Origin of the sequence: Flavonifractor sp. An91, assembly GCF_002159225.1 — a bacterium.
Classification (GTDB): Bacteria; Bacillota; Clostridia; order Oscillospirales; family Oscillospiraceae; genus Flavonifractor; species Flavonifractor avicola.
Map to the genome: position 1 here is coordinate 1 of NZ_NFHA01000014.1, position 18188 is coordinate 18188.

Consider the following 18188-nt stretch of genomic DNA (forward strand, 5'->3'; position numbering starts at 1 on the left):
CTGGGCGGCGACGAGAGCCCCCTGTCCATGAAGGCCGACTTCCTGCTCTCCCTGTGCGAGCTGGTGGTGGGCGGCAAGGAGGGCTTGCAGCCCATTGAGAAAACGGTGATTGACCGCTGTGTGCGGCTGGTCTACCGGGAGCTGGCCCTGGGGATCGGGGACGGCAAACCGCCTTTGCTCCAGGACCTCTATGAAGAACTGCTCCGGCAGCCGGAGCCGGAGGCAAGGCGTGTGGCGACGGCCCTGGAGCTCTACTGCACCGGCTCTCTCAACCTGTTCAATTTCCCCACCAATGTGGACCTCAATTCCCGTGTGGTGTGTATCGTGCTCAAAGGGCTGGGCGAGAACTTGCGGAAGATCGCCATGCACATTACCAACGATTTTGTGACCTCGGCGGTCAACACCAACTTCCACAGTGGGATCGCTACATGGTGCTACTTTGACGAGTTCCACATCCTGCTCCGGGACGCCCTTACCGCCAGCTACTTTGTGGCCGTGTGGAAGATGCTCCGCAAAAAGGGCTGCGTCCCCTCGGCCCTGACGCAGAATGTCAAGGACCTGCTGGCAAGCCGGGAGATCGAGGCCATTCTGGACAACACGGATTTTATGATCCTTCTGTCCCAGGCTCAGAGTGACCGGGCGATCCTGGCAAAGCAGATCGGCATTTCCGAGCACCAGCTTTCCTACATCACCCACGCCAATTCCGGCGAGGGCCTGCTGTTCTACGGCAGCACCACGATTCCCTTTGTGGATCGGTTCCCCAAGGGAGAGATTTACAACCTTCTGACCACCCGCCCGGAGGACCTGCGGAATGAGCAGAAGTCTTAACGGTAGCCGGGCGCGGGACGGCAAGGCCGAGGAGCCCCTGCGGTTCGGGCCGGAGTGGGAGCCCCAGGGGGACACCCCCAAAGGTGGCCGCCCGGACTGGAAAAAAGCATCCGCCCGGAAGGTTCGGGAAACCACGGCACCGGCAGAGCCGGAGCGCCGGGGTGACGGCCAGCCCCCACCGGAGCAGGCCGCGCCGGTTTTGCAAGATAATCCTTTCCAGCCCACGCCCAACCCGACACCGGAGCCAGAGCAGGAGGAGTCCGATGCTGCCCCCCAGGATGTGGAGAGCCCCCGTGGGCCGGATCGCCCCGATCCCCACGGTGGCCCGGCGTCCCGCCTGCGCTTTGACAAGGAGTCTGATACCGTCAAGCCGGAGCCGGACAAGGCTGCGGCCCCCAAAGGCTCCCGGCCTGCTGGCCGGGGGCCTTCTCCGTCCCAGGAGACCGGGGCCGGTATGGGACAAAGTGTCCCGAAGGACGGCACCGGCGGCAAGTTCCGTCAGGAGAGCATCCAGGACAAGGTGAACCGTGCCAAGTTCCGCATGGAGCAGCGGGAAGGCAAGCTGGATCAGGCCAACCGCAAGCTGGCAAAGCAAAAGCCCCTCAAGCCCAAGGGCCCTGTTCGGAGTGTCCTGGGGACCGCCGGTTGGGGCGTCCACGGCTATGTGCATGGCAAGATTTATGAGAATGAGCATGAGAATGTGGGCATCGAGGGCGGCCACCGCTCCGAGCTGGCAGCGGAAACCGCTGGCCGGAAAGGGGTGCGGTTCGTCAAACGGAAGGTGCGGCAGCACCCCGCCAAGGCCGCACAGCGAGCGCAATCCAAATTCACCAAGGCCACAGCGAATTATCAATTTCGCATGGCCGACCAGGAGCACCCGGAGCTGCGAAAAAACGCGGTCAGCCGGTTCTTCTACAAGCAGCGCCTAAAACGCCAATACCGCAAGCAGGCAAAGGAGGCCGCCAAGCAAGGTGTGAAGGCCGCCAAGAAAACGGCAGTCACCACGGAAAAACTGGCCGCCCGGACGGTGGGCTTTGTCAAACGGCATCCCGCCGGGGTGCTGCTGGTGCTGTCCTGTCTGCTGGTGGTGGTGCTGTTCCAGTCCTGCACCTCGGCGCTGGCCCCCCTGGGCGGCGGCACGGGCGGCGGGATCGGGGCCACGACCTACCCGGCTACGGACGAGGCCATCCTGGGTGCGGAGTCCGCCTACGCCGGTATGGAGGCGGAGCTGCAAGACTATCTGGACAATTACACCGCCACCCACAGCTACGACGAGTACCACTTTGACCTGGACGAGATCGAGCACGACCCCTATGTGCTCATTTCCATCCTGTCGGCGCTCCATGACGGAGAATGGACATTGGCCGATGTGGAGGGCACTCTGGAAACCCTCTTTGACCAGCAGTACATTCTCACAGAAACGGTGGTAACGGAAACCCGTTACCGCACGGAAACATCCACAGACTCGGAAACCGGCAAAACGACCACGACGCAGGTGCCCTACACCTGGTACATCTGCAATGTGACCCTGGAGAACTTCAACCTGTCCCACCTGCCGGTCTATATGATGGGTGAGGATCAGTTATCACGATATGCCCTCTATATGGCGACATTGGGCAACCGTCCTGATCTGTTCCCAGGCTCCGGCTATGTGGGCAAGTACACCGAGCCGGTGGAACGCTACGAGGTCCCCGCCGAGTTTTTGAGCGACGAGCAATTTGCCGCTTTGCTCACTGAGGCGGAGAAGTATGTGGGCTATCCCTATGTGTGGGGCGGCAGTTCCCCAGCCACTTCCTTTGACTGCTCCGGCTACCTGTCCTGGGTACTCAATCAATGTGGCTGGAATGTGGGACGGCTGGGAGCCCAGGGGCTCTACAACTACTGCACCCCCACCAGCAACCCCCAGCCCGGCGATTTGGTGTTTTTCGTCGGTACCTACGACACGCCGGGCGTCAGCCATTGTGGGCTCTACCTGGGCGACGGGATGATGATTCATGCGGGCGATCCCATCGGCTACGCAAACCTAAATTCAAGTTACTGGCAGGCGCACCTGTATGCCTACGGACGCCTGCCCTGATTGGAGGATTGATACATTGGCAACCAGCAAAAGTGCAAAAATCCAGGCAGAGATCGAGAAGGTCAAGGCCAAGATCACCGAACAGCAGGCCCGGCTGAAGGAGCTGGAGCAGAAAAAGATGGAGGCGGAAAACACCGAGATCGTGGACATCGTGCGGGGCCTGAGTATTTCTCTGGATGACCTGCCCGCGCTGCTCCGGACCATCCAGGCCGGTGGCGGTATGGGACAAAGTGTCCCGAAGGCCGCCGATCCCAACGACAAGGAGGATACGGAGGAATGAAACAATTTCGCAGAATGGCGGCGGCGCTTTGCGCCGTCTTTTTGCTATGCGGCTTTGTGATCCCGGCCTATGCCTATGCCGACGGCGGCGAGGGCGCAGACTATGGCGATCCCACCATGACCGAGGAAACCACCACGCCGGAGCCGGAGTCCACCCCCGAGCTGGAGCCCACGGTGGAACCGGGCGAGGGCTTTGACCAGGAAGGCAATCTTGTGACCCGCGACCTGCTCTATGACAAGCACACCAACAAGCAGTTTATCACAGTCCAGACCAGCGGCGGCAGCACCTTCTACATCGTCATCGACTACGACAAGCCGGTGAACGAGGAGGAGGAACAGTATCAGACCTACTTTTTGAGCACGGTGGACGAGGACGATCTGCTGGCGGCCATCGAGAAGGCTGGCGGGGAGCTGCCCGCCTGTACCTGCACGGAGAAGTGCGCGGCGGGGGCTGTCAACACGGATTGCCCCGTGTGCGCCACCAACATGACCGAGTGCGCGGGCGTCGCGCCGGAGCCGGAGCCCACCGAGCCGGAGGAGCCGGAGCCGGAAACCGGCGGCGGTATGGGGCCGATCCTGCTCATTCTGGCGGTTGCCCTGGTAGGCGGCGGAGCCGGGTGGTATTTCAAGATTTACCGTCCCAAGCAGGAGCGGGCAGCCCAGGCCGAGGAGGACTACGACGAGCCCGATCCCTATGAGGAGCCGGAGGACTATGACCCCTATGGGGAGGATGAATACGGCGACGAGGAGGAAACGGAGGAAAAGAATTGAATTTTACTGATAATCGGCTGGAGCGGGAAATGCGGCAGCGGCCACGGAAGGGCTGTCCGACTCCCTCTCAGGGGCCAAGGGGTACCCGGTGTGCCGGGTGCCCCTACTGGCGCGGCATCTGCTGTATGACCTGTTTTCGGGAGCTGTTGCACCGTCAGGCTGGGAACAGGGGGGTGACGCGATGGGCTATCGGGAGTTGACCCGGCAGGAAAAGACCGCCATTCGCAAGCTGGTGGTCCAGTGGTGTGCCAACTATGACCGGGACACGGGCTGCCTTCCTCTGGACTGCGGGTGCTATATGCTGGGGAAAATCTGGACGGGGCCCATGTGCCGGTATTTCCGGCAGGCCGTTCTGCCTCTGGACCCAGCACTGGAGCAGGCGCTGGCTCAGGAGGATGTTGTGCTGGAGCGGAGGGTGTGTCCTCTGTGCGGCAGATCCTTTGTCCCCAAGCGGCGGCAGCTCTATTGCTCCTCGGTCTGCCAGGCCGAGGCCAACCGCAGGAAGTCCCGTGCGAGGATGCGGAACAAGCGTGCAAAAGACGGGTTCAGGTGTTACGATTTAAGCCCCCAAAACCCTTGTAAATAGGGCGTTTCCGGGGCTGCTCTGGAGGGGGCCGGTATGATTTGATGACCGGCCCCCTTTTTCTCATATAATTCAAACATTTTACGCCGGTGCTATGGGACAAAGTGTCCCATACGACGGCGTGCATGAAAGGAGGATGCCTTTGGAAATCAATGCGGATTATGTGATCCGACGCACGGTCCTGTTTGACAACAAATGCGGCTTTGTGTTGGGGGAAAATCCAAAAGCCCCCAACCCTTATGTGACATGGCGGTTCAATGAGCAGGACGGGCACCGGGACTACTTTTGGGGCCACTATCACAATGAGCCCGACAAGGCAGAACGGGATTTGCACATCCGAGCTGAGGATTACCAGCGGCTCTATCATGTGCTGGAGGTGGAGCAGACCCCGGACAAAGAAACCTATAAATACTATTCCACCCAGCGGCCTATCGACATTGGCACTTATCCCAACAGCTATTTCAACCGCCCAATCCACATGGATATTTTCTTTACACGACAGCAGGTAACGGGCGAGGCGTTCCAAGCGTGGGGAGCGATTACCTATGCCCAGCCGTTGACGGAGCAGGAAATGCAGAACTATGAACTGCGGCCTGCCCGTGAAAATCTGGACATCCGGCAGCAGATGGATGCCCAGGCTCAGGTGGTGGGCAAATGGGAAGATGCTCACCATGTCCCGGAACAACGGCGGCTAACATGGCTTTACCACGACTTTGGCAGTTATGCGGCAAAGGAATATGTGACCCCGGAGCAGTTAGCGACCCGCGTAAGAGGGATTGCGCGGCAGGAGGCTGCCCGCGCCCACAAGGAAGGCAAGGAGCCGATTGTCGAGCAAATGAAGGCTGCCCGGCAGCAGGCCCAGGAACAGCGGGGGCCGGAGTCTCCCAAGAAGGATACCCCAGACCGGGGCGACAGATAAGGAGGAGTGGTGTATGGAAAAAAATCAGAAGTCTAACTATGCGGAACAGGAGGCCCTGCGGCAGTTTGGTGTGTTCAATACGCCGATCCCGGCTCCGCCCCCGGAGCGCAAGCTGGATAAGATGAAAGAGGCCCCCGATCCGGCCCGGAGTTTGGAGCGGGAGGAGCGGTGACAAAGAAACGCCGCCGTCCGATCCACCTTCATGTGATGGTGTCTGAGGAGGAGCTGGCACTGCTCCGGGCGCGGATGGCCGAGGCGGGTGTCCGCAATATGGGGGCTTATGTGCGGAAGATGGCTCTGAACGGCTATGTGCTCCATGTGGACCTGGGGCCGGTGCGGGAGCTGGTGTCGCTCCAGCGCCGGTGCTCCAACAATCTCAATCAGGTGGCGATCCAGGCCAACACCTACGGCGGCGTGTACCCCCAGGACATCGCTGCGCTGCAAAAGGACTATGCCGACCTTTGGGAACCCTTGTCTGACCTGTTGGAGAAGCTGACCCAAGTGGTAGAACTGTAAAATAGATTTGAGACTGAGTAGTTGTCGCCACTTATCTGTTTCTTGTCCTAAAATTGCTACTGCATAGCATTGAGGAGAACTGCTGAATAAGCAATTCTCCTCAACTTACACTTACATATCATTTTCTATGAAAAGCAATTTTACTGTGTAATTATCTTTAATATGCGTCGTTTCTTTTTTTGAGGTGTATGCCCCAATTCTAACGCCATTAAACTTTCTGCCTCTTGAATCGTACTCCGCACCTGTTTCTGTTTCTTTTGTAACTGTTTCCCAGTAAAAACGTAGGAACTCATAGATAATGGCGGCAAATCACTTTTTTTTACTGCGGTTCCATTCGAGTCTACGGTGCCTGTTTTCCTTAATCCAGCACTCTTAATGGTAGTAATTTTACCTTTTACTCTGTATTTCTCCATATAGCCCTCCTCACTTAGCAATCAGTTGTTCAATTACCCGGGACTGCTCATATATCATATGTAGCAGTTGAGCATATGGATAAATTGTATTCTTTGCAAAATCATCTACAGCTGATTTGCTTGAACCAAAAAATCCCTGTTCATTGCTATCAACCTGCAACAAAAAAGTCACGCCCAAGCCTGCTGGAGAAATTGGAATACAAATATATTGTTGAATTTCTTTTTCTCTATTCTCACGGGATTCGTGCACACGGAATGCCTTCTGTACCAGTTCCTTTGTGTGAAAAGAAGTTACTTCTTTTATTCCTTTTGCAAATACATAAGTATGGTACTCAATTTTTCCTAATTGAGCCTTCTCTTTTGGGGGAATGGAATATTTCGTATCATAACTTGAAACCTCATGCTTTGCGGAATAAGCTATCATTCTACAATAAGCAGAGTTGTTTTCTTCTTTTTTCTGAAACACTGTAACATATACGTCGTCTTTTTCTTCTTTTCTAGATAATGTATCGTGTAATTTTTCACAGACAGCGAATGCGGCGGCCTGAAAATCTATCTCACTGTTTAGCACAATCTGTGTTGCCTTCTCTGATGTTTTGGCCTTTTTGAGATTCTTTGCACATTTTTGTAGTGTGATAGCCATGCTTCTTAATGTTGCACTAAGCCCATATAATGTGCCTTGAAATACTTTTGTATCTTTAATTTTTTGACGAATATGCTCGTTGGCCCAAGCGATCAAAAAAGTTGCTATTGTATAAATAAAAACTGCAACACAAAACCATTTGCCATAATAGGACTTACCTATCATAACAGCAATAACGACCGTTCCAATTATTGACACAAACGCTTGAATATAACTATTTGCAAAAAGATGATAAATAAATTGAATGAGATAAGCAACGACGGTATCCTCGGTTCCTTTTTTACGAATCCAGTCAGAACATGGTTGTTTTCTTTTTTTCATTATCTACACTCTCCGCTCTTTCTACGGATATTTATTATAATATTTTTTGCAAATACATTCAATATCTTGATTACTTACTATCTTAATAAAGAGGGGGTACTGCTACGGCCAGCACACGCTTGATTTCCCACCACATCAGCAAGGGAGAAACCATCGCCCAATCTCTCAAGGACCGCCTGGACTACGGGAAGGATTCGGACAAGGCCCAGGGCGGCGAATTGATCTCCGCCTATGAGTGTGACCACATGACTGCCGATGCTGAGTTCCTGCTTGCCAAGGCCAAGTACAAGGCCGCCACGGGCCGGGAGCAGCACCGGGAGTCCGATGTGCTGTGCTATCAGATCCACCAGTACTTCAAGCCGGGAGAGATCATCCCGGAGGAGGCAAACAAGGTGGGCTATGAAACGGCGATGCGCTGGACCAAGGGCAAGTACGCCTTTTTCGTTGCCACCCATACGGACCGCCAGAATATCCATAACCACATCTACGACAACGCCGTTTCCCTGGACTATTCCCGCAAGTACCGTAACTTTCTGAGTTCCAGCTTCGCCCTGCGCCGCCTGGTCGGACCGGGTGTGCCTGGAGCATGATTTGTCCGTCATCGAAAACCACAAGCTCCACAGCCAGGGCCAGTATCTTCACTGCGGTCAATGGCTGGGCTTGGATCGTCGGTCCTCTCAAAAGAACACCGAGGGTGGCGGATTCTGGAAGAAATCTACCACTACGATTTCCCAAATAGCTGTGCTAAGTGGGATTTTCGAGTCCTGTTTATTGTCTGCTGAACAACAGAATGCGAGCGGAAGTAAAAAGACGTGGAAATAATATGGAAAAACCGTCTGCGCGTCTTGTCAGTTTTGCTGCCGTGTACATTCAGTTAAGAGATGCAGAAGATCTTGCTCAGCTCTGGAAAGCTGTTTTTTTCCGTTGTAGACGCAGAGAAAGTCAACACAGTCCCGATCATCAGAACACTGGAAGGGAAGCAGCTTAATCTGCTTTGACAGGACGTAGGGGTCCCGCCAGCCTAACTGTTGGGTGTAGATGCTCAACGCCTTATCGTCTATAACCAGTTGCTTAATGAGGGCATTATCGTTGGAGTAAGTCAGCACGTTAGGAAATACCGCATTCTGAAAGATATCTTTTATGCAGTTGATGATGATGGGGTCGTTATGCAGCACAAAAGGGTAGTTCTTAAGCTCATCTATGGACAGAATTTCCCTATTACAAAGGGGAGAAGTGCCACAGCAGGCGATCATCAGCCGGCTCTTAAAGAGTGTACGGTATTTCAAGTCTCCGCCAAGCAGGTGCCTTTCCCTTCGGGGAAGGGCGATCAGGCCAAAATCAATCTTCTGAGCCTTCAAATCGGTTAAAATATCGGATAGATTTGCATGGCTCAGGTTAAGGGTCAGGCGAATATGCTTTTCCTTCAGTTGAGAGATTACTTCCGGAACAAAGAACATGGAATCGAGCGGGAACGCCTTTACCAGCAGTTCCCTAGTGGCGCTCTCCATACCAGCAATGAGCCGCAGGTTCTCTACTTCTTTTAAAATCTTTTTCGCGCTTTGCAGAATTAGGGTTCCCTGCTCTGTGATCACGGTACCGCTTCGGGATCGGATAAAAAGGTTGACGCCCAATTCGTCCTCTAGGTTGGAAATGGACCGGCTGATAGAGGGGTGTGAGATATTCAGGCTTTGGGCTGCCGCTGATATAGTTCCTTCGCGCTGTATAGCGACAAGAAATTCTAACTGTTCTAACGTCATGATATTACCTCTCGGCCATTCTCTATGTACGTAAAGTGTACAACGCTGTACCAGATTAATTCTTTATTTTTGAGGGCTTGTTTATTAATATTAAACCATAAAAAGCCGGCTTTCAACATAATTTTTGTAGGAGGCAATAGGTATGAAATTCCTTACTTATCGATATCGGATGTTTGGTCCCCGTGCGGGCGTACTCAAAGAGAACCGGATTGTGGATCTGACTGCGCTGCTTGGCGCACGGGAGACCATTACGGACATCGGTATGCTGCTGGAGCGGTATGAAAATGCCGCAGAGCTAGTGAAGGGCAAGCTGGAGAAGTGCGGAGATGTGGAGACTCTGAGCCTGGACGAGGTGCGGCTCCTTGCCCCTATCCTGAAGCCCCATACTATCCGAGATGCCAGCGTGTTCGAGCGGCATGTGGTTGCGGCCGGTGAAAATAACGGTGTGGGTACTCCACCCGTCTGGTATAAGGTACCTCTGTATTACTATCAGAATACTAGCCACATCACCGGTCCGGAGGATACCATTGCTCGAAAGGCAGGGTCCGTTTCCTTGGATTATGAGGCGGAGGTTGCGCTGGTCATCGGAAAGGAAGGACACGATCTCAAAGGTGAACAGGTCCTAGATCACATTTTCGGCCTGACCGTATACAATGACTGGAGCGACAGGGATATGTGTACCTTCGAGGTCGGTTTTTTGGGCCTGCACAAAGGTAAGGACTTTGCCAATGGATTTGGCCCCTATATCGTGACCATGGACGAATTCATGGATCTGTACCGGGATGGAAAGTTGACGCTGAAGGTGGATGCTTGGGTCAACGATGTCCATACGACGGATTCTAAAACGGATGATATGTATTGGACCCTTCCCCAACTGATGGAGCGCATCACTCAGGATGCAGAGATTGCGCCGGCCGATATCATCGGTCTGGGTACCGTGGGCACGGGTTGTATTTACGAGCGCCCCCATGAGTTTCCCTATCTGGCTGACGGAGACACCGTAATGGTGACGGTGAAGCGAATTGGCACCCTCCGCCAGTATGTTGCAAAATAAACTGCCTTAAGCTAGGTGGAGCTGTCCCACATAAGAGAGAGGAGAAGCGTTCATGAACCAATTGGCTGTAAGCACTCATCTGGAAAACTGCCAGTTTAACGGTTTTTTCCGGCGCCTGTCAATCATTTTGGTCCTGATATCTGTGTTAACAGGTTTTTCGATGTATATTTTCGGCATTGCAAATGCGGGGATCATGGAGGACTTGGGTTTTACTGCTGTGGAGAGCGGTCTAATCGGAAGTTACAACACCATTGGCATGATGATTTCCACCATAGTGTTCAGTATGCTGGCAGATAAGATCGGTGCGAAAAAGATTGTGCTGCTGTGCGTGCTGCTGAATAGCGTATTCACCGGTTGCACAGGACTGGCCAGCAGTATGGGGATGTTCGCCTTTACACGAATCGCCTCCGGTTGTGGTATCGCTGTGATCCCATCTGTGATTTCCCTGCTTTCAGAGTATTCCCCCAAGAAGTGGAGGGCCGTACTCTGTGCCATTGGCGGATGTGGATGCGCCATTGGCATGATGATGGCCGCGCTCTCTGGTATGTACATCCTACCGCTAACCGAGGACTGGCGTACGCTATTTTATTTAGCTTTCCTGGGGGTTCTGCTGCTCCCACTGACTGTAGCGTTCGTCCCGGACAGCATGAGTGTTCTCATTGCCAAGGGGGACAACAGACGAATTGAAGCCGTTCTGAAAAAGGCTGATGCCAAGTTTGTAGTTGTAGAGGGGCAGAGCTATGCGCTTCACAGCGGAGTTTCGGCCAATCACAGGGTCTCTATTGTACGGCTGTTCCAGAACGGTGCCAGTCGCAACACCATTCTGGCCTGCATCATATTTTGTTGTAACATGGCTGTTTTGTACGGCACGGGCACTTGGCTACCTGCCATGATGGGCAGCGCCGGCTTTTCCGTGAGCAGTGGTTTTACCCTCCTGTTCCTGTTCTCACTAGGTAGCATTGTGGTTTCTCCGCTGGGTGGTAAGCTGGCCACCAAGGTTGGCTATAAAAAAGTTATGGCTGTGCTCTGTTTAGTTACCTTCCTGTTTTTGAACCTTTTTGGTGCGGCGCAGTCCATGCTTGCCAGCTCGCTGCTCATTTTTGTGGCGGGTGCATCCAGCAACGGCACGCAGGCGATCCTACAGCCCTATGTGGCGTCCCTCTATCCGGAGGAGATTCGTACAACGGGAATAGGCCTGGCCACGCTCTTCGGGCGATTCGGCAGTTTCTTTGCGCCTCTGCTGGGTGGATTCCTTGTTCAGAATCAGGTCAGTCTTCAAATGGATTTTCTCGTATTTGCCAGTTTCTCCATCGTCAGCTGTGTCTGTCTCCTGTTGACAAAACCGCAGAAAGATTAAATGCCCTGTGGGCTTGAGAGAAAGGGGAATCTGCTATGGATGATGGAAAAGCTGGAAAAAAGCACAGATGGAAAAAATGGGAACGTATCGGACTTGTTGTGTTCCTAGCGTTTATGGCCGCAATGCTTTTCGCGCCCACACAGGTGGCGGAACTATTTGACGCCATGACACAGAAGTGTCTGGATACAGTTGTAAAAAACTGGATTATTGGCGCAACTGGTGTAGCTACTCTGGTGGCAGTCATGACAGGGCGGATTCTGGAACGCCTGGGACTGACGGATGCACTAATCCGGATTTTCCGCCCTATCGCCAAGCTGCTTAATATCAACCCCACTTTTTTGATCGCGGGGGTATATAACTTCTTGGGCGATGCCAACGCAGCTGGAAAAATATCTGCGCCCATCATGCAGAAGGCGGGCGCGACAGAGGATGAGATCAAAATCGCCGTCGCAACGATGTTTCAGTTTCCGCCCACCTTTGCCTCTTTTATGTTGGGTATCAGTTGTCTGGCGGTAGCAGGAATTAATGCCTTTCTGGCGTTAATTTTCAGTGTGTTCTTGCCTCTGATTTTGGTACCGTTGCTACTTCGCTTTACGGTCTATCGCAACTGCAAGTATAAGGACGTAAGCGAGGTCCCAACATTTACGCCGACGACAGGGGCGCTCGATACGGTTTTCGGCGGTGCTGTAGAGGGCGCGCAGGTCCTGTTCCTTACCATCATCCCAATCGCCTGCGCCATGTTCTCCATCATTGCTGCGCTGGAGTATATTCAGATCTGGCCCTTCATTCAAAATGCTCTGTATGGGCTGTGCCAACTCTGTTGTATCGAGCCAGAATGTGGTGTCGTCAGTATGGTGGTAGCGGCGACCGTAGGATTCCCAATGCTATCTGATATGATCCAATCCGGCATGGTGATTGCGCCCGGCGTGGTGCTGGCCACCTTTATGCTGGGTACGTCATCCTTTCCGCTCACGCTTCCATTGGCAAACCTTCCGCGGCTGTGGAGTCAGGCTACCGGTATTAGCCAGGGCAAGCTTCTGGTTGCTTGCTTGATTGGCATGGTCTGCCGTTTTGTATCCTGTGCCATTGTCGGATATGTAGTCGCACCCCTGATTTTTTAAATGCTTCAACGGAGCTCCAGCTTTGCTGGAGCTCCGTTGAGTTTGTCAAAAAGTATAACAGGAGTTAAGCTTTTTCAAAATATATAAGGCAAAATAAAGACGGTGGTGACTGAGATACCGGAATGAGTAAAAACACAGACCCAGATGGTTCCAGGTCATCATGCAAGAAAATAAAGGAAGAGTTAAATACAGACTAGATAGCGCATGGGAAAAAACTTTTGATAAAGACGAGCCTCTAGTACCTGCAAGAGGGTCGGAACCAATATCCACAAGAAGAAACAAGCCTGGTGGAAGAAAGAAAAAGCGAACTGTAATTTGGAGTGTGACCGATCTGCATAGGGAATTATTTGCCAAATGAGACCGCAAGCGGCAGTTTATCTGTAAAGCTTACACGGCTTATGACAAACATAGCTTTGCACAGGAGATTATGATCACACCTGGAAATATACATGATAGTGTAGCATTTGACGAAGTCAATGACTGCCCGATGGAGGCATTCTTGGAAGTAGAGAGCATTGCTATGGATTCCGCCTACTAGCGCCCTCATATCTGCAAAAGGTATTTGGAGGTGGGTATGTGCTGTCCACAGTATATAAGCGGCCACAAACGAGAAAGGGAGATGTATGGCGAAATTATATATATGATTGGCACTATTACAATGTGATCTGAACGGAATACCACGTTTTGACCTACCGTATTATAAAACGGGATAGATACTGGGAGTACAGAAGGGAACTGAGCATTTGCGTCGAGGGTCCCTTTCGCCATATGTATATTTGCTCCAGAGAAGCATAAAAACAGTACAGTGACATATTTGGAGTGAGTACGAGGAGTTGGCGGACGGCACCCGCTTTACCCCAAAATACCAGGAACTGTATGAGCTGCGCAAGGAGGCAATCAAATGGGATTTTGCTGACGCAAAAAAATACACGCCGTGTGCAATACCAAGTGCAGAAGCTTAATCCAGGTGACGAACTCAGCGAAGCTTAAGTTTGTTACCATGAACCTTAAAAACGAGCCAGATGGCAGTGCAGGGAGAAGTGTTCTCCATTCACTTTCAGTTTCGTTGCTCTTTATATAGTCCAAAAGCTCAAGTGACGGTTGACAGCAGATGACATTTGCCGCATGGAAAGGAGAACTGCCTACGGCCACAACCTACTTCAAAAAGCACAAAATCAGCAAAGGAGAAACCATCGCCCAATCCCTCAAATACCGCCTTGACTATGGGAAGAACCCGGACAAGACTCAGGGCGGCGAATTGATCTCCTCCTATGAGTGCGACCACATGACCGCCGACGCCGAGTTTCTGCTTGCCAAGGCCAAGTACAAGGCCGCCACGGGCCGGGAGCAACGCCGGGAGGCCGATGTACTGTGCTATCAAATCCGCCAGTCCTTCAAGCCGGGTGAGATCACCCCGGAGGAGGCAAACAAGGTGGGCTATGAAACGGCGATGCGCTGGACCAAGGGCAAGTATGCCTTTTTCGTTGCCACCCATACAGACCGCCAGCACATCCATAACCACATCTACTACAACGCCGTTTCCCTGGACTATTCCCGCAAGTACCGTAACTTCCTGGGCTCCAGTTTTGCTTTGCGCCGCCTGTCGGACCGGGTATGCCTGGAGCATGATTTGTCCGTCATACAAAATCCCAAACTCCACAGTCAGGGCCAGTATCTTCACTACGGCCAATGGCTGGGCGGAGATCGTCGCCCCTCTCAAAAAGAACAACTCCGTTCCATCATCGACGCCATTCTGACGGAGCGGCCCGCTGATCTTCCGGCCTTCCTCGCCGCGCTGGAGGCGTCCGGCGTTCAGGTGATCCACGGGCGGGGCGGTGTCCTCTCGTTCCAGCTCCCCGGCTTTGCCCGGCCTGCCCGCTGGCGGAGCTCCACCCTGGGGGACGGTTACGGCCCGGAGGCGGTGCAGGCCGTCATCGACGGCACAGCCCCGGTGCGTACTCTGAACACCGGCAGCGCCCGTCCTGCCCCCAGGCGGCTCAATTTGATTATTGACATTCAGCAGCGCATGGCACAGGGCAAGGGTCCTGGCTATGAGCGGTGGGCCAAGATTTATAACTTAAAACAGATGGCCGCCGCCCTGCAATTTCTCCAGGAATACGGTCTGACCGACTATGATGAACTGGCGGCCAAGACCGATGCGGCGGTGGACCAAGAACACACCCTGGCCGGGGAGCTCCGGGCCGTCCAGGAGGAGCTGACCCATACCGCCGCTCTCATGGGGGCCGTGGTGCAGTACGCAAAAACCCGGCCCGTGTTCGATGGCTACAAGGCGGCCAAGTACAGCAAGAAATATCTGGCCCAGCACGAGGCGGAGCTGGCCGACTACCGGGAGGCCAAGGCCACCATGAACGATCTTTTGGACGGAGCCAAGCTCCCCAAAATGGACGCCTTGAAACAAAAGCGCCGGGAGCTGACCGAGCGCAAAAAAGCCCTCACCGCTCAATACCGCGCCGCGCAAAAGGAAATGCGGGAGCTGGTGACGGCGAAGGGCAACATTGACCACCTTATCAATCTCACCGGCGGACGCGCCGATAAGGAACAGACCCGATAGGGGCGGTTCCGCAGACAGACCTATGGGACAAAGTGTCCCATAGCGGGGTCCCCGCGCAAACAGGGTTTGCGTGGGGAGAGGAGGCGCAGCGGAATGAGTAAGCCCTGCCGTTTACGGCGGGGCGCGGGATATGGAGCTTGCGCCGACAACGGGGTTTGGGGAGGCTCCCCAACAAGCATTTTCGCGGGGCCTTCGGCCTTGCGAAAAAGGCAAGTGTGTCCACACTTGCCTTGCTTGCCGGTACCCGGCCCGGCACGCATCCATCACTGCACCGAACTGCGGTCCTTTCTGGTTTCCATGTACCTTTGAGGTCCACCATGATATACTTTCTACACACGCTGCGACAAAAAACATTTTGGATATCTGCAGTTCTGACCTGATTTGGATGTGCCGGGCAAACGACCTGCGGACCCTTGTTTCTTATCAAAAGTTGCATCCAAAGGACAGCAGCGTAGAAGCGGAAAGGGGTATGGCATGAAAAAGTGGGGTATCAGCACGGAAGATTTGGATTGCTTTTGTCAGTATCTGAGCGGTGAGGAGCGCAGTGCGGCCACAATAGAAAAATACCGCAGAGACGTCGCACAGTTCGCGGCCTGGCTTGGAAAAAAACAGTTGAAAAAGGAAGCTGGTGTCCGCTGGAAAGCGTTTCTGCTTGCGCAGGGCTGTGAGCCGTCCACCGTCAACGGCAAGCTAACTGCGCTGGACCGTTTTTTGTGCTTTCTCGGCCAGGCAGATTGTAAGGTCAAGCACCTGAAAATACAGCGTCGGCTGTTCCGGGAGGCCGGGCGGGAGCTGACCCGCAGGGAGTATGACCAGCTACTGGCAGCGGCCCGCAGCACAGGCCGGGAGCGGCTAGCCCTGCTGATGGAGAGCATCTGTAGCACTGGCATCCGGGTCAGCGAGGTGCGATACCTCACCGTGGATGCCGCCCGGTGCGGGAAGGTAGAGGTAGCGCTCAAGGGCAAGATCCGCGCCATCCTCTTGCCGGGCAAGCTTTGCCGCAAGCTTCTGAAATATGCCAGAAAAAATAAAATCGCCTCCGGCGAGATCTTTCTCACCAGAAGCGGGACATCTCTCTCCAGAAAACAGATATGGAGAGAGATGAAAGGGCTGTGCCAGCGGGCGGGAGTGGCACCTACCAAGGTATTCCCTCACAACCTGCGGCATCTGTTCGCCCGGACGTTTTACCAGGCATGCCGGGATGTGGTAAAGCTGGCCGATGTGCTGGGCCATTCTTCCATCGGGACCACTCGCATCTATCTTCTTTCCACGGGAGCGGAGCACGCCAAAGTGCTGGAGCAACTGCGTCTCATATCATAAGGAGACAAAATTGATATTCTGACGCACATCCGCTCCACAGCTTACTTCTAATTTGTCTGCGGGCCAGCATTCAGGCCGATATGTCGGCTTGAGGGGCCACAAAATTGTGGTTTTGTGCGCAAAAAAGTGGCCGTCAGTACATCTCTCGCACTGACGGGCTAATCTATTATGCCTGGTATGGAAATTATAGTTGTTTTCTTAAAATTATTATTGCCTTTTAAAGCGTAGTGAGCTAAAATAAAGAACAAGAAATGGAAATCTTTATTTCCATCGACTGGCCCGTGCGTCAGAATATCAATTTTGTCCACAAAAGGGGGGGGTAATGCTCCGGCTCCGCACTGTGCCCCGATAAACAGCGCAACAAGAAATCAACATAATAGGAGTGAGTAGAAACATGAAGAAGAAACTATTGGCTATTGCAACTTGCCTGTGTATGCTGACATCTCTTCTGCCCGCCGTGGCGATGGCCGCCGAGTACTCGGATACCGCCGGGCACTGGGCAGAGGAGAGCATCGCCCGCTGGAGCGACGCGGGTGTAGTTCAGGGCTCCAACGGCCAGTTCAACCCAGAGGGCATGATGACCCGGGCGGAGGCTGCCCAGGTATTCGCTAATCTGTTGAAGCTGACTGGCAAGGCCGACCTCAGCGCCTATACTGATGTTGCTGCTGACGCCTGGTATGCCGATGCGTTTGCCGCCTGTGTGGCACAGGGCATCATGAATGGTGTTGCAGCTGATCAGATGGATCCCACCGGCACTGTGACCCGTGAGATGTTCTTTGTGATGTTTGCCCGTGCGCTGGGCATTAAGGAGGAGAGCAGCCTGAATGGCAGCTTTGCCGACTCCTCCGAGATTTCTTCCTGGGCCAAGGGCTATGTGTACGCCCTCGTCAACAACGGCTATGTAAACGGCACTTCTGCCGGTGACATAGCCCCCAAGCTGAACATCAACCGCGCCAGCGTGATGGCCCTTTTGGACCAGACTATCGCTTATTATGTGGTCGAGAACGGCACTGTTGAGCTGAAGGAGAGCGGCGTTGTGCTGGTTCTGGCTGACAATGTGACGCTCACCGGCGACGCGGACGCCACCGTGGTGGTGGCTGCCGAGGGCGCCAAGGTGTCCATGAAGGGCTACACCGGCGACGCCACTGTGAGCGTGGTGGCCGACGATGTGGCGCTGACCAACGTTCCCGCGGGCGTGGCGGTCCTGGCTGTTGAGGGTACCGACGGCGTGACGGTGAACGGCAAGACGGTCACCGCCGGCACCGACTACACTGTTCCCAGCCAGAGCTCCGGCGGTTCTTCCTCCGGCGGCGGTGGCGGCGGTAGCGTAACTCCTACCCCTGAGCCCGATCCTGATCCCCAGCCCGGCGACGACGACGAGGAAGAGGTAACTCCGGCTCCCGATGATCCCGAGGAAGAAACACCTACTCCCGAGGACCCCGAAGAGCAGGAGCCAAAGCCCGAGGACCCTGAAGAACAAGACCCGAAGCCCGAGGACCCCGAGGAACAGGATCCCACTGATCCCGACGAGGATGAATCCGAGTTTGGCGAGGCTCAGGGCGGCAACAACGGCACCGACTCTTCTGAGGAAGTCATCTAAGCGATCTGTACCCCTAGCGACTCTAGCACACATAAGCAGGGCGGCGGCTTGAAGCCG

Annotated in this window: 16 protein-coding genes and 2 pseudogenes; 15 read left to right on the plus strand and 3 right to left on the minus strand. The window is 54.1% G+C overall.

Going from position 1 to position 18188, the window contains the following annotated elements; all coding sequences use genetic code 11:
- The 8 genes and pseudogenes from B5G42_RS09405 to mobC all read left to right on the plus strand — a co-directional run.
- A pseudogene (locus tag B5G42_RS09405) lies at positions 1–828 on the plus strand (conjugal transfer protein TraE); the annotation flags it as partial.
- A 454-nt stretch (positions 829–1282) separates the two neighbouring features.
- Entirely contained in the window at positions 1283–2905 is a 1623-nt protein-coding gene (locus B5G42_RS09410; RefSeq protein WP_087269651.1) for a C40 family peptidase, read from the plus strand.
- 16 nt (positions 2906–2921) lie between these two features.
- Positions 2922–3185 carry a DUF4315 family protein gene (locus tag B5G42_RS09415; protein WP_087269477.1) on the plus strand — a complete coding sequence of 88 codons (264 nt, stop codon included), beginning with the start codon at positions 2922–2924 and terminating at the stop codon, positions 3183–3185.
- Positions 3182–3955 (plus strand): DUF4366 domain-containing protein, encoded by a 774-nt coding sequence (locus tag B5G42_RS09420; protein ID WP_087269480.1) that lies wholly within the window; start codon positions 3182–3184, stop codon positions 3953–3955. Before B5G42_RS09415 ends, B5G42_RS09420 begins: the two co-directional genes overlap by 4 nt.
- 181 nt (positions 3956–4136) lie before the next feature.
- On the plus strand, positions 4137–4541 hold the full coding sequence (locus B5G42_RS09430) for a cysteine-rich VLP protein (protein ID WP_087269486.1): 405 nt from the start codon (positions 4137–4139) through the stop codon (positions 4539–4541).
- Between the two features lie 133 nt (positions 4542–4674).
- A complete protein-coding gene (locus B5G42_RS09435) occupies positions 4675–5457 on the plus strand; it encodes a hypothetical protein (RefSeq protein ID WP_164475020.1) in 783 nt (260 codons plus the stop codon).
- 13 nt (positions 5458–5470) lie between these two features.
- Complete coding sequence (locus B5G42_RS18370; protein ID WP_164475019.1) at positions 5471–5629, plus strand: hypothetical protein; 159 nt, start codon at positions 5471–5473, stop codon at positions 5627–5629.
- Positions 5626–5973, plus strand: coding sequence for a plasmid mobilization protein (mobC, locus tag B5G42_RS09440; RefSeq protein WP_087269490.1), 348 nt, complete (start codon positions 5626–5628; stop codon positions 5971–5973). The genes B5G42_RS18370 and mobC overlap by 4 nt, the downstream gene beginning before the upstream one ends.
- 140 nt (positions 5974–6113) lie before the next feature.
- Here mobC and B5G42_RS09445 read toward each other — a convergent pair whose 3' ends face one another.
- On the minus strand, positions 6114–6386 hold the full coding sequence (locus tag B5G42_RS09445; protein ID WP_087269492.1) for a hypothetical protein: 273 nt from the start codon (positions 6384–6386) through the stop codon (positions 6114–6116).
- 10 nt (positions 6387–6396) lie between these two features.
- Complete coding sequence (locus B5G42_RS09450) at positions 6397–7350, minus strand: hypothetical protein (RefSeq protein ID WP_087269494.1); 954 nt, start codon at positions 7348–7350, stop codon at positions 6397–6399.
- A 122-nt stretch (positions 7351–7472) separates the two neighbouring features.
- On the opposite strand from B5G42_RS09450, the pseudogene B5G42_RS09455 reads away from it, so the two are divergent.
- Positions 7473–8010 (plus strand): annotated as a pseudogene (locus B5G42_RS09455) (relaxase/mobilization nuclease domain-containing protein); the annotation flags it as partial.
- Positions 8011–8198: 188 nt separating this feature from the next.
- On the opposite strand, the gene B5G42_RS09460 reads toward B5G42_RS09455, so the two are convergent.
- Positions 8199–9107 carry a LysR family transcriptional regulator gene (locus B5G42_RS09460; RefSeq protein ID WP_087269497.1) on the minus strand — a complete coding sequence of 303 codons (909 nt, stop codon included), beginning with the start codon at positions 9105–9107 and terminating at the stop codon, positions 8199–8201.
- A gap of 142 nt (positions 9108–9249) precedes the next feature.
- Here B5G42_RS09460 and B5G42_RS09465 point away from each other — a divergent pair, with 142 nt between their 5' ends.
- The 6 genes from B5G42_RS09465 to B5G42_RS09490 all read left to right on the plus strand — a co-directional run bounded on the left by B5G42_RS09465 (position 9250) and on the right by B5G42_RS09490 (position 18131).
- Positions 9250–10161, plus strand: a complete 912-nt coding sequence (locus B5G42_RS09465; protein ID WP_087269500.1) for a fumarylacetoacetate hydrolase family protein — start codon at positions 9250–9252, stop codon at positions 10159–10161.
- A 52-nt stretch (positions 10162–10213) separates the two neighbouring features.
- Positions 10214–11518 (plus strand): MFS transporter, encoded by a 1305-nt coding sequence (locus B5G42_RS09470; protein WP_087269503.1) that lies wholly within the window; start codon positions 10214–10216, stop codon positions 11516–11518.
- Between the two features lie 35 nt (positions 11519–11553).
- On the plus strand, positions 11554–12639 hold the full coding sequence (locus B5G42_RS09475; protein WP_087269506.1) for a hypothetical protein: 1086 nt from the start codon (positions 11554–11556) through the stop codon (positions 12637–12639).
- Positions 12640–13750: 1111 nt separating this feature from the next.
- Positions 13751–15211, plus strand: coding sequence for a relaxase/mobilization nuclease domain-containing protein (locus B5G42_RS09480; protein ID WP_087269509.1), 1461 nt, complete (start codon positions 13751–13753; stop codon positions 15209–15211).
- Between the two features lie 474 nt (positions 15212–15685).
- Positions 15686–16531, plus strand: coding sequence for a tyrosine-type recombinase/integrase (locus B5G42_RS09485; RefSeq protein WP_087269512.1), 846 nt, complete (start codon positions 15686–15688; stop codon positions 16529–16531).
- A 433-nt stretch (positions 16532–16964) separates the two neighbouring features.
- Positions 16965–18131: an S-layer homology domain-containing protein gene (locus B5G42_RS09490; protein ID WP_162611071.1), complete on the plus strand. Its 1167-nt coding sequence runs from the start codon at positions 16965–16967 to the stop codon at positions 18129–18131.
- The last annotated feature ends 57 nt before the right edge of the window (positions 18132–18188 follow it).

Coding starts and splice junctions, on each gene's coding strand:
- B5G42_RS18370 (WP_164475019.1), top strand. CDS start 5,471: ATGGAAAAAAATCAGAAGTCTAACTATGCGGAACAGGAGGCCCTGCGG.
- B5G42_RS09485 (WP_087269512.1), top strand. CDS start 15,686: ATGAAAAAGTGGGGTATCAGCACGGAAGATTTGGATTGCTTTTGTCAG.
- B5G42_RS09480 (WP_087269509.1), top strand. CDS start 13,751: ATGACATTTGCCGCATGGAAAGGAGAACTGCCTACGGCCACAACCTAC.
- B5G42_RS09430 (WP_087269486.1), top strand. CDS start 4,137: ATGGGCTATCGGGAGTTGACCCGGCAGGAAAAGACCGCCATTCGCAAG.
- B5G42_RS09435 (WP_164475020.1), top strand. CDS start 4,675: ATGCCTTTGGAAATCAATGCGGATTATGTGATCCGACGCACGGTCCTG.
- B5G42_RS09460 (WP_087269497.1), bottom strand. CDS start 9,107: ATGACGTTAGAACAGTTAGAATTTCTTGTCGCTATACAGCGCGAAGGA.
- B5G42_RS09470 (WP_087269503.1), top strand. CDS start 10,214: ATGAACCAATTGGCTGTAAGCACTCATCTGGAAAACTGCCAGTTTAAC.
- B5G42_RS09410 (WP_087269651.1), top strand. CDS start 1,283: ATGGGACAAAGTGTCCCGAAGGACGGCACCGGCGGCAAGTTCCGTCAG.
- B5G42_RS09450 (WP_087269494.1), bottom strand. CDS start 7,350: ATGAAAAAAAGAAAACAACCATGTTCTGACTGGATTCGTAAAAAAGGA.
- B5G42_RS09475 (WP_087269506.1), top strand. CDS start 11,554: ATGGATGATGGAAAAGCTGGAAAAAAGCACAGATGGAAAAAATGGGAA.
- B5G42_RS09445 (WP_087269492.1), bottom strand. CDS start 6,386: ATGGAGAAATACAGAGTAAAAGGTAAAATTACTACCATTAAGAGTGCT.
- B5G42_RS09465 (WP_087269500.1), top strand. CDS start 9,250: ATGAAATTCCTTACTTATCGATATCGGATGTTTGGTCCCCGTGCGGGC.
- B5G42_RS09420 (WP_087269480.1), top strand. CDS start 3,182: ATGAAACAATTTCGCAGAATGGCGGCGGCGCTTTGCGCCGTCTTTTTG.
- B5G42_RS09490 (WP_162611071.1), top strand. CDS start 16,965: ATGCTGACATCTCTTCTGCCCGCCGTGGCGATGGCCGCCGAGTACTCG.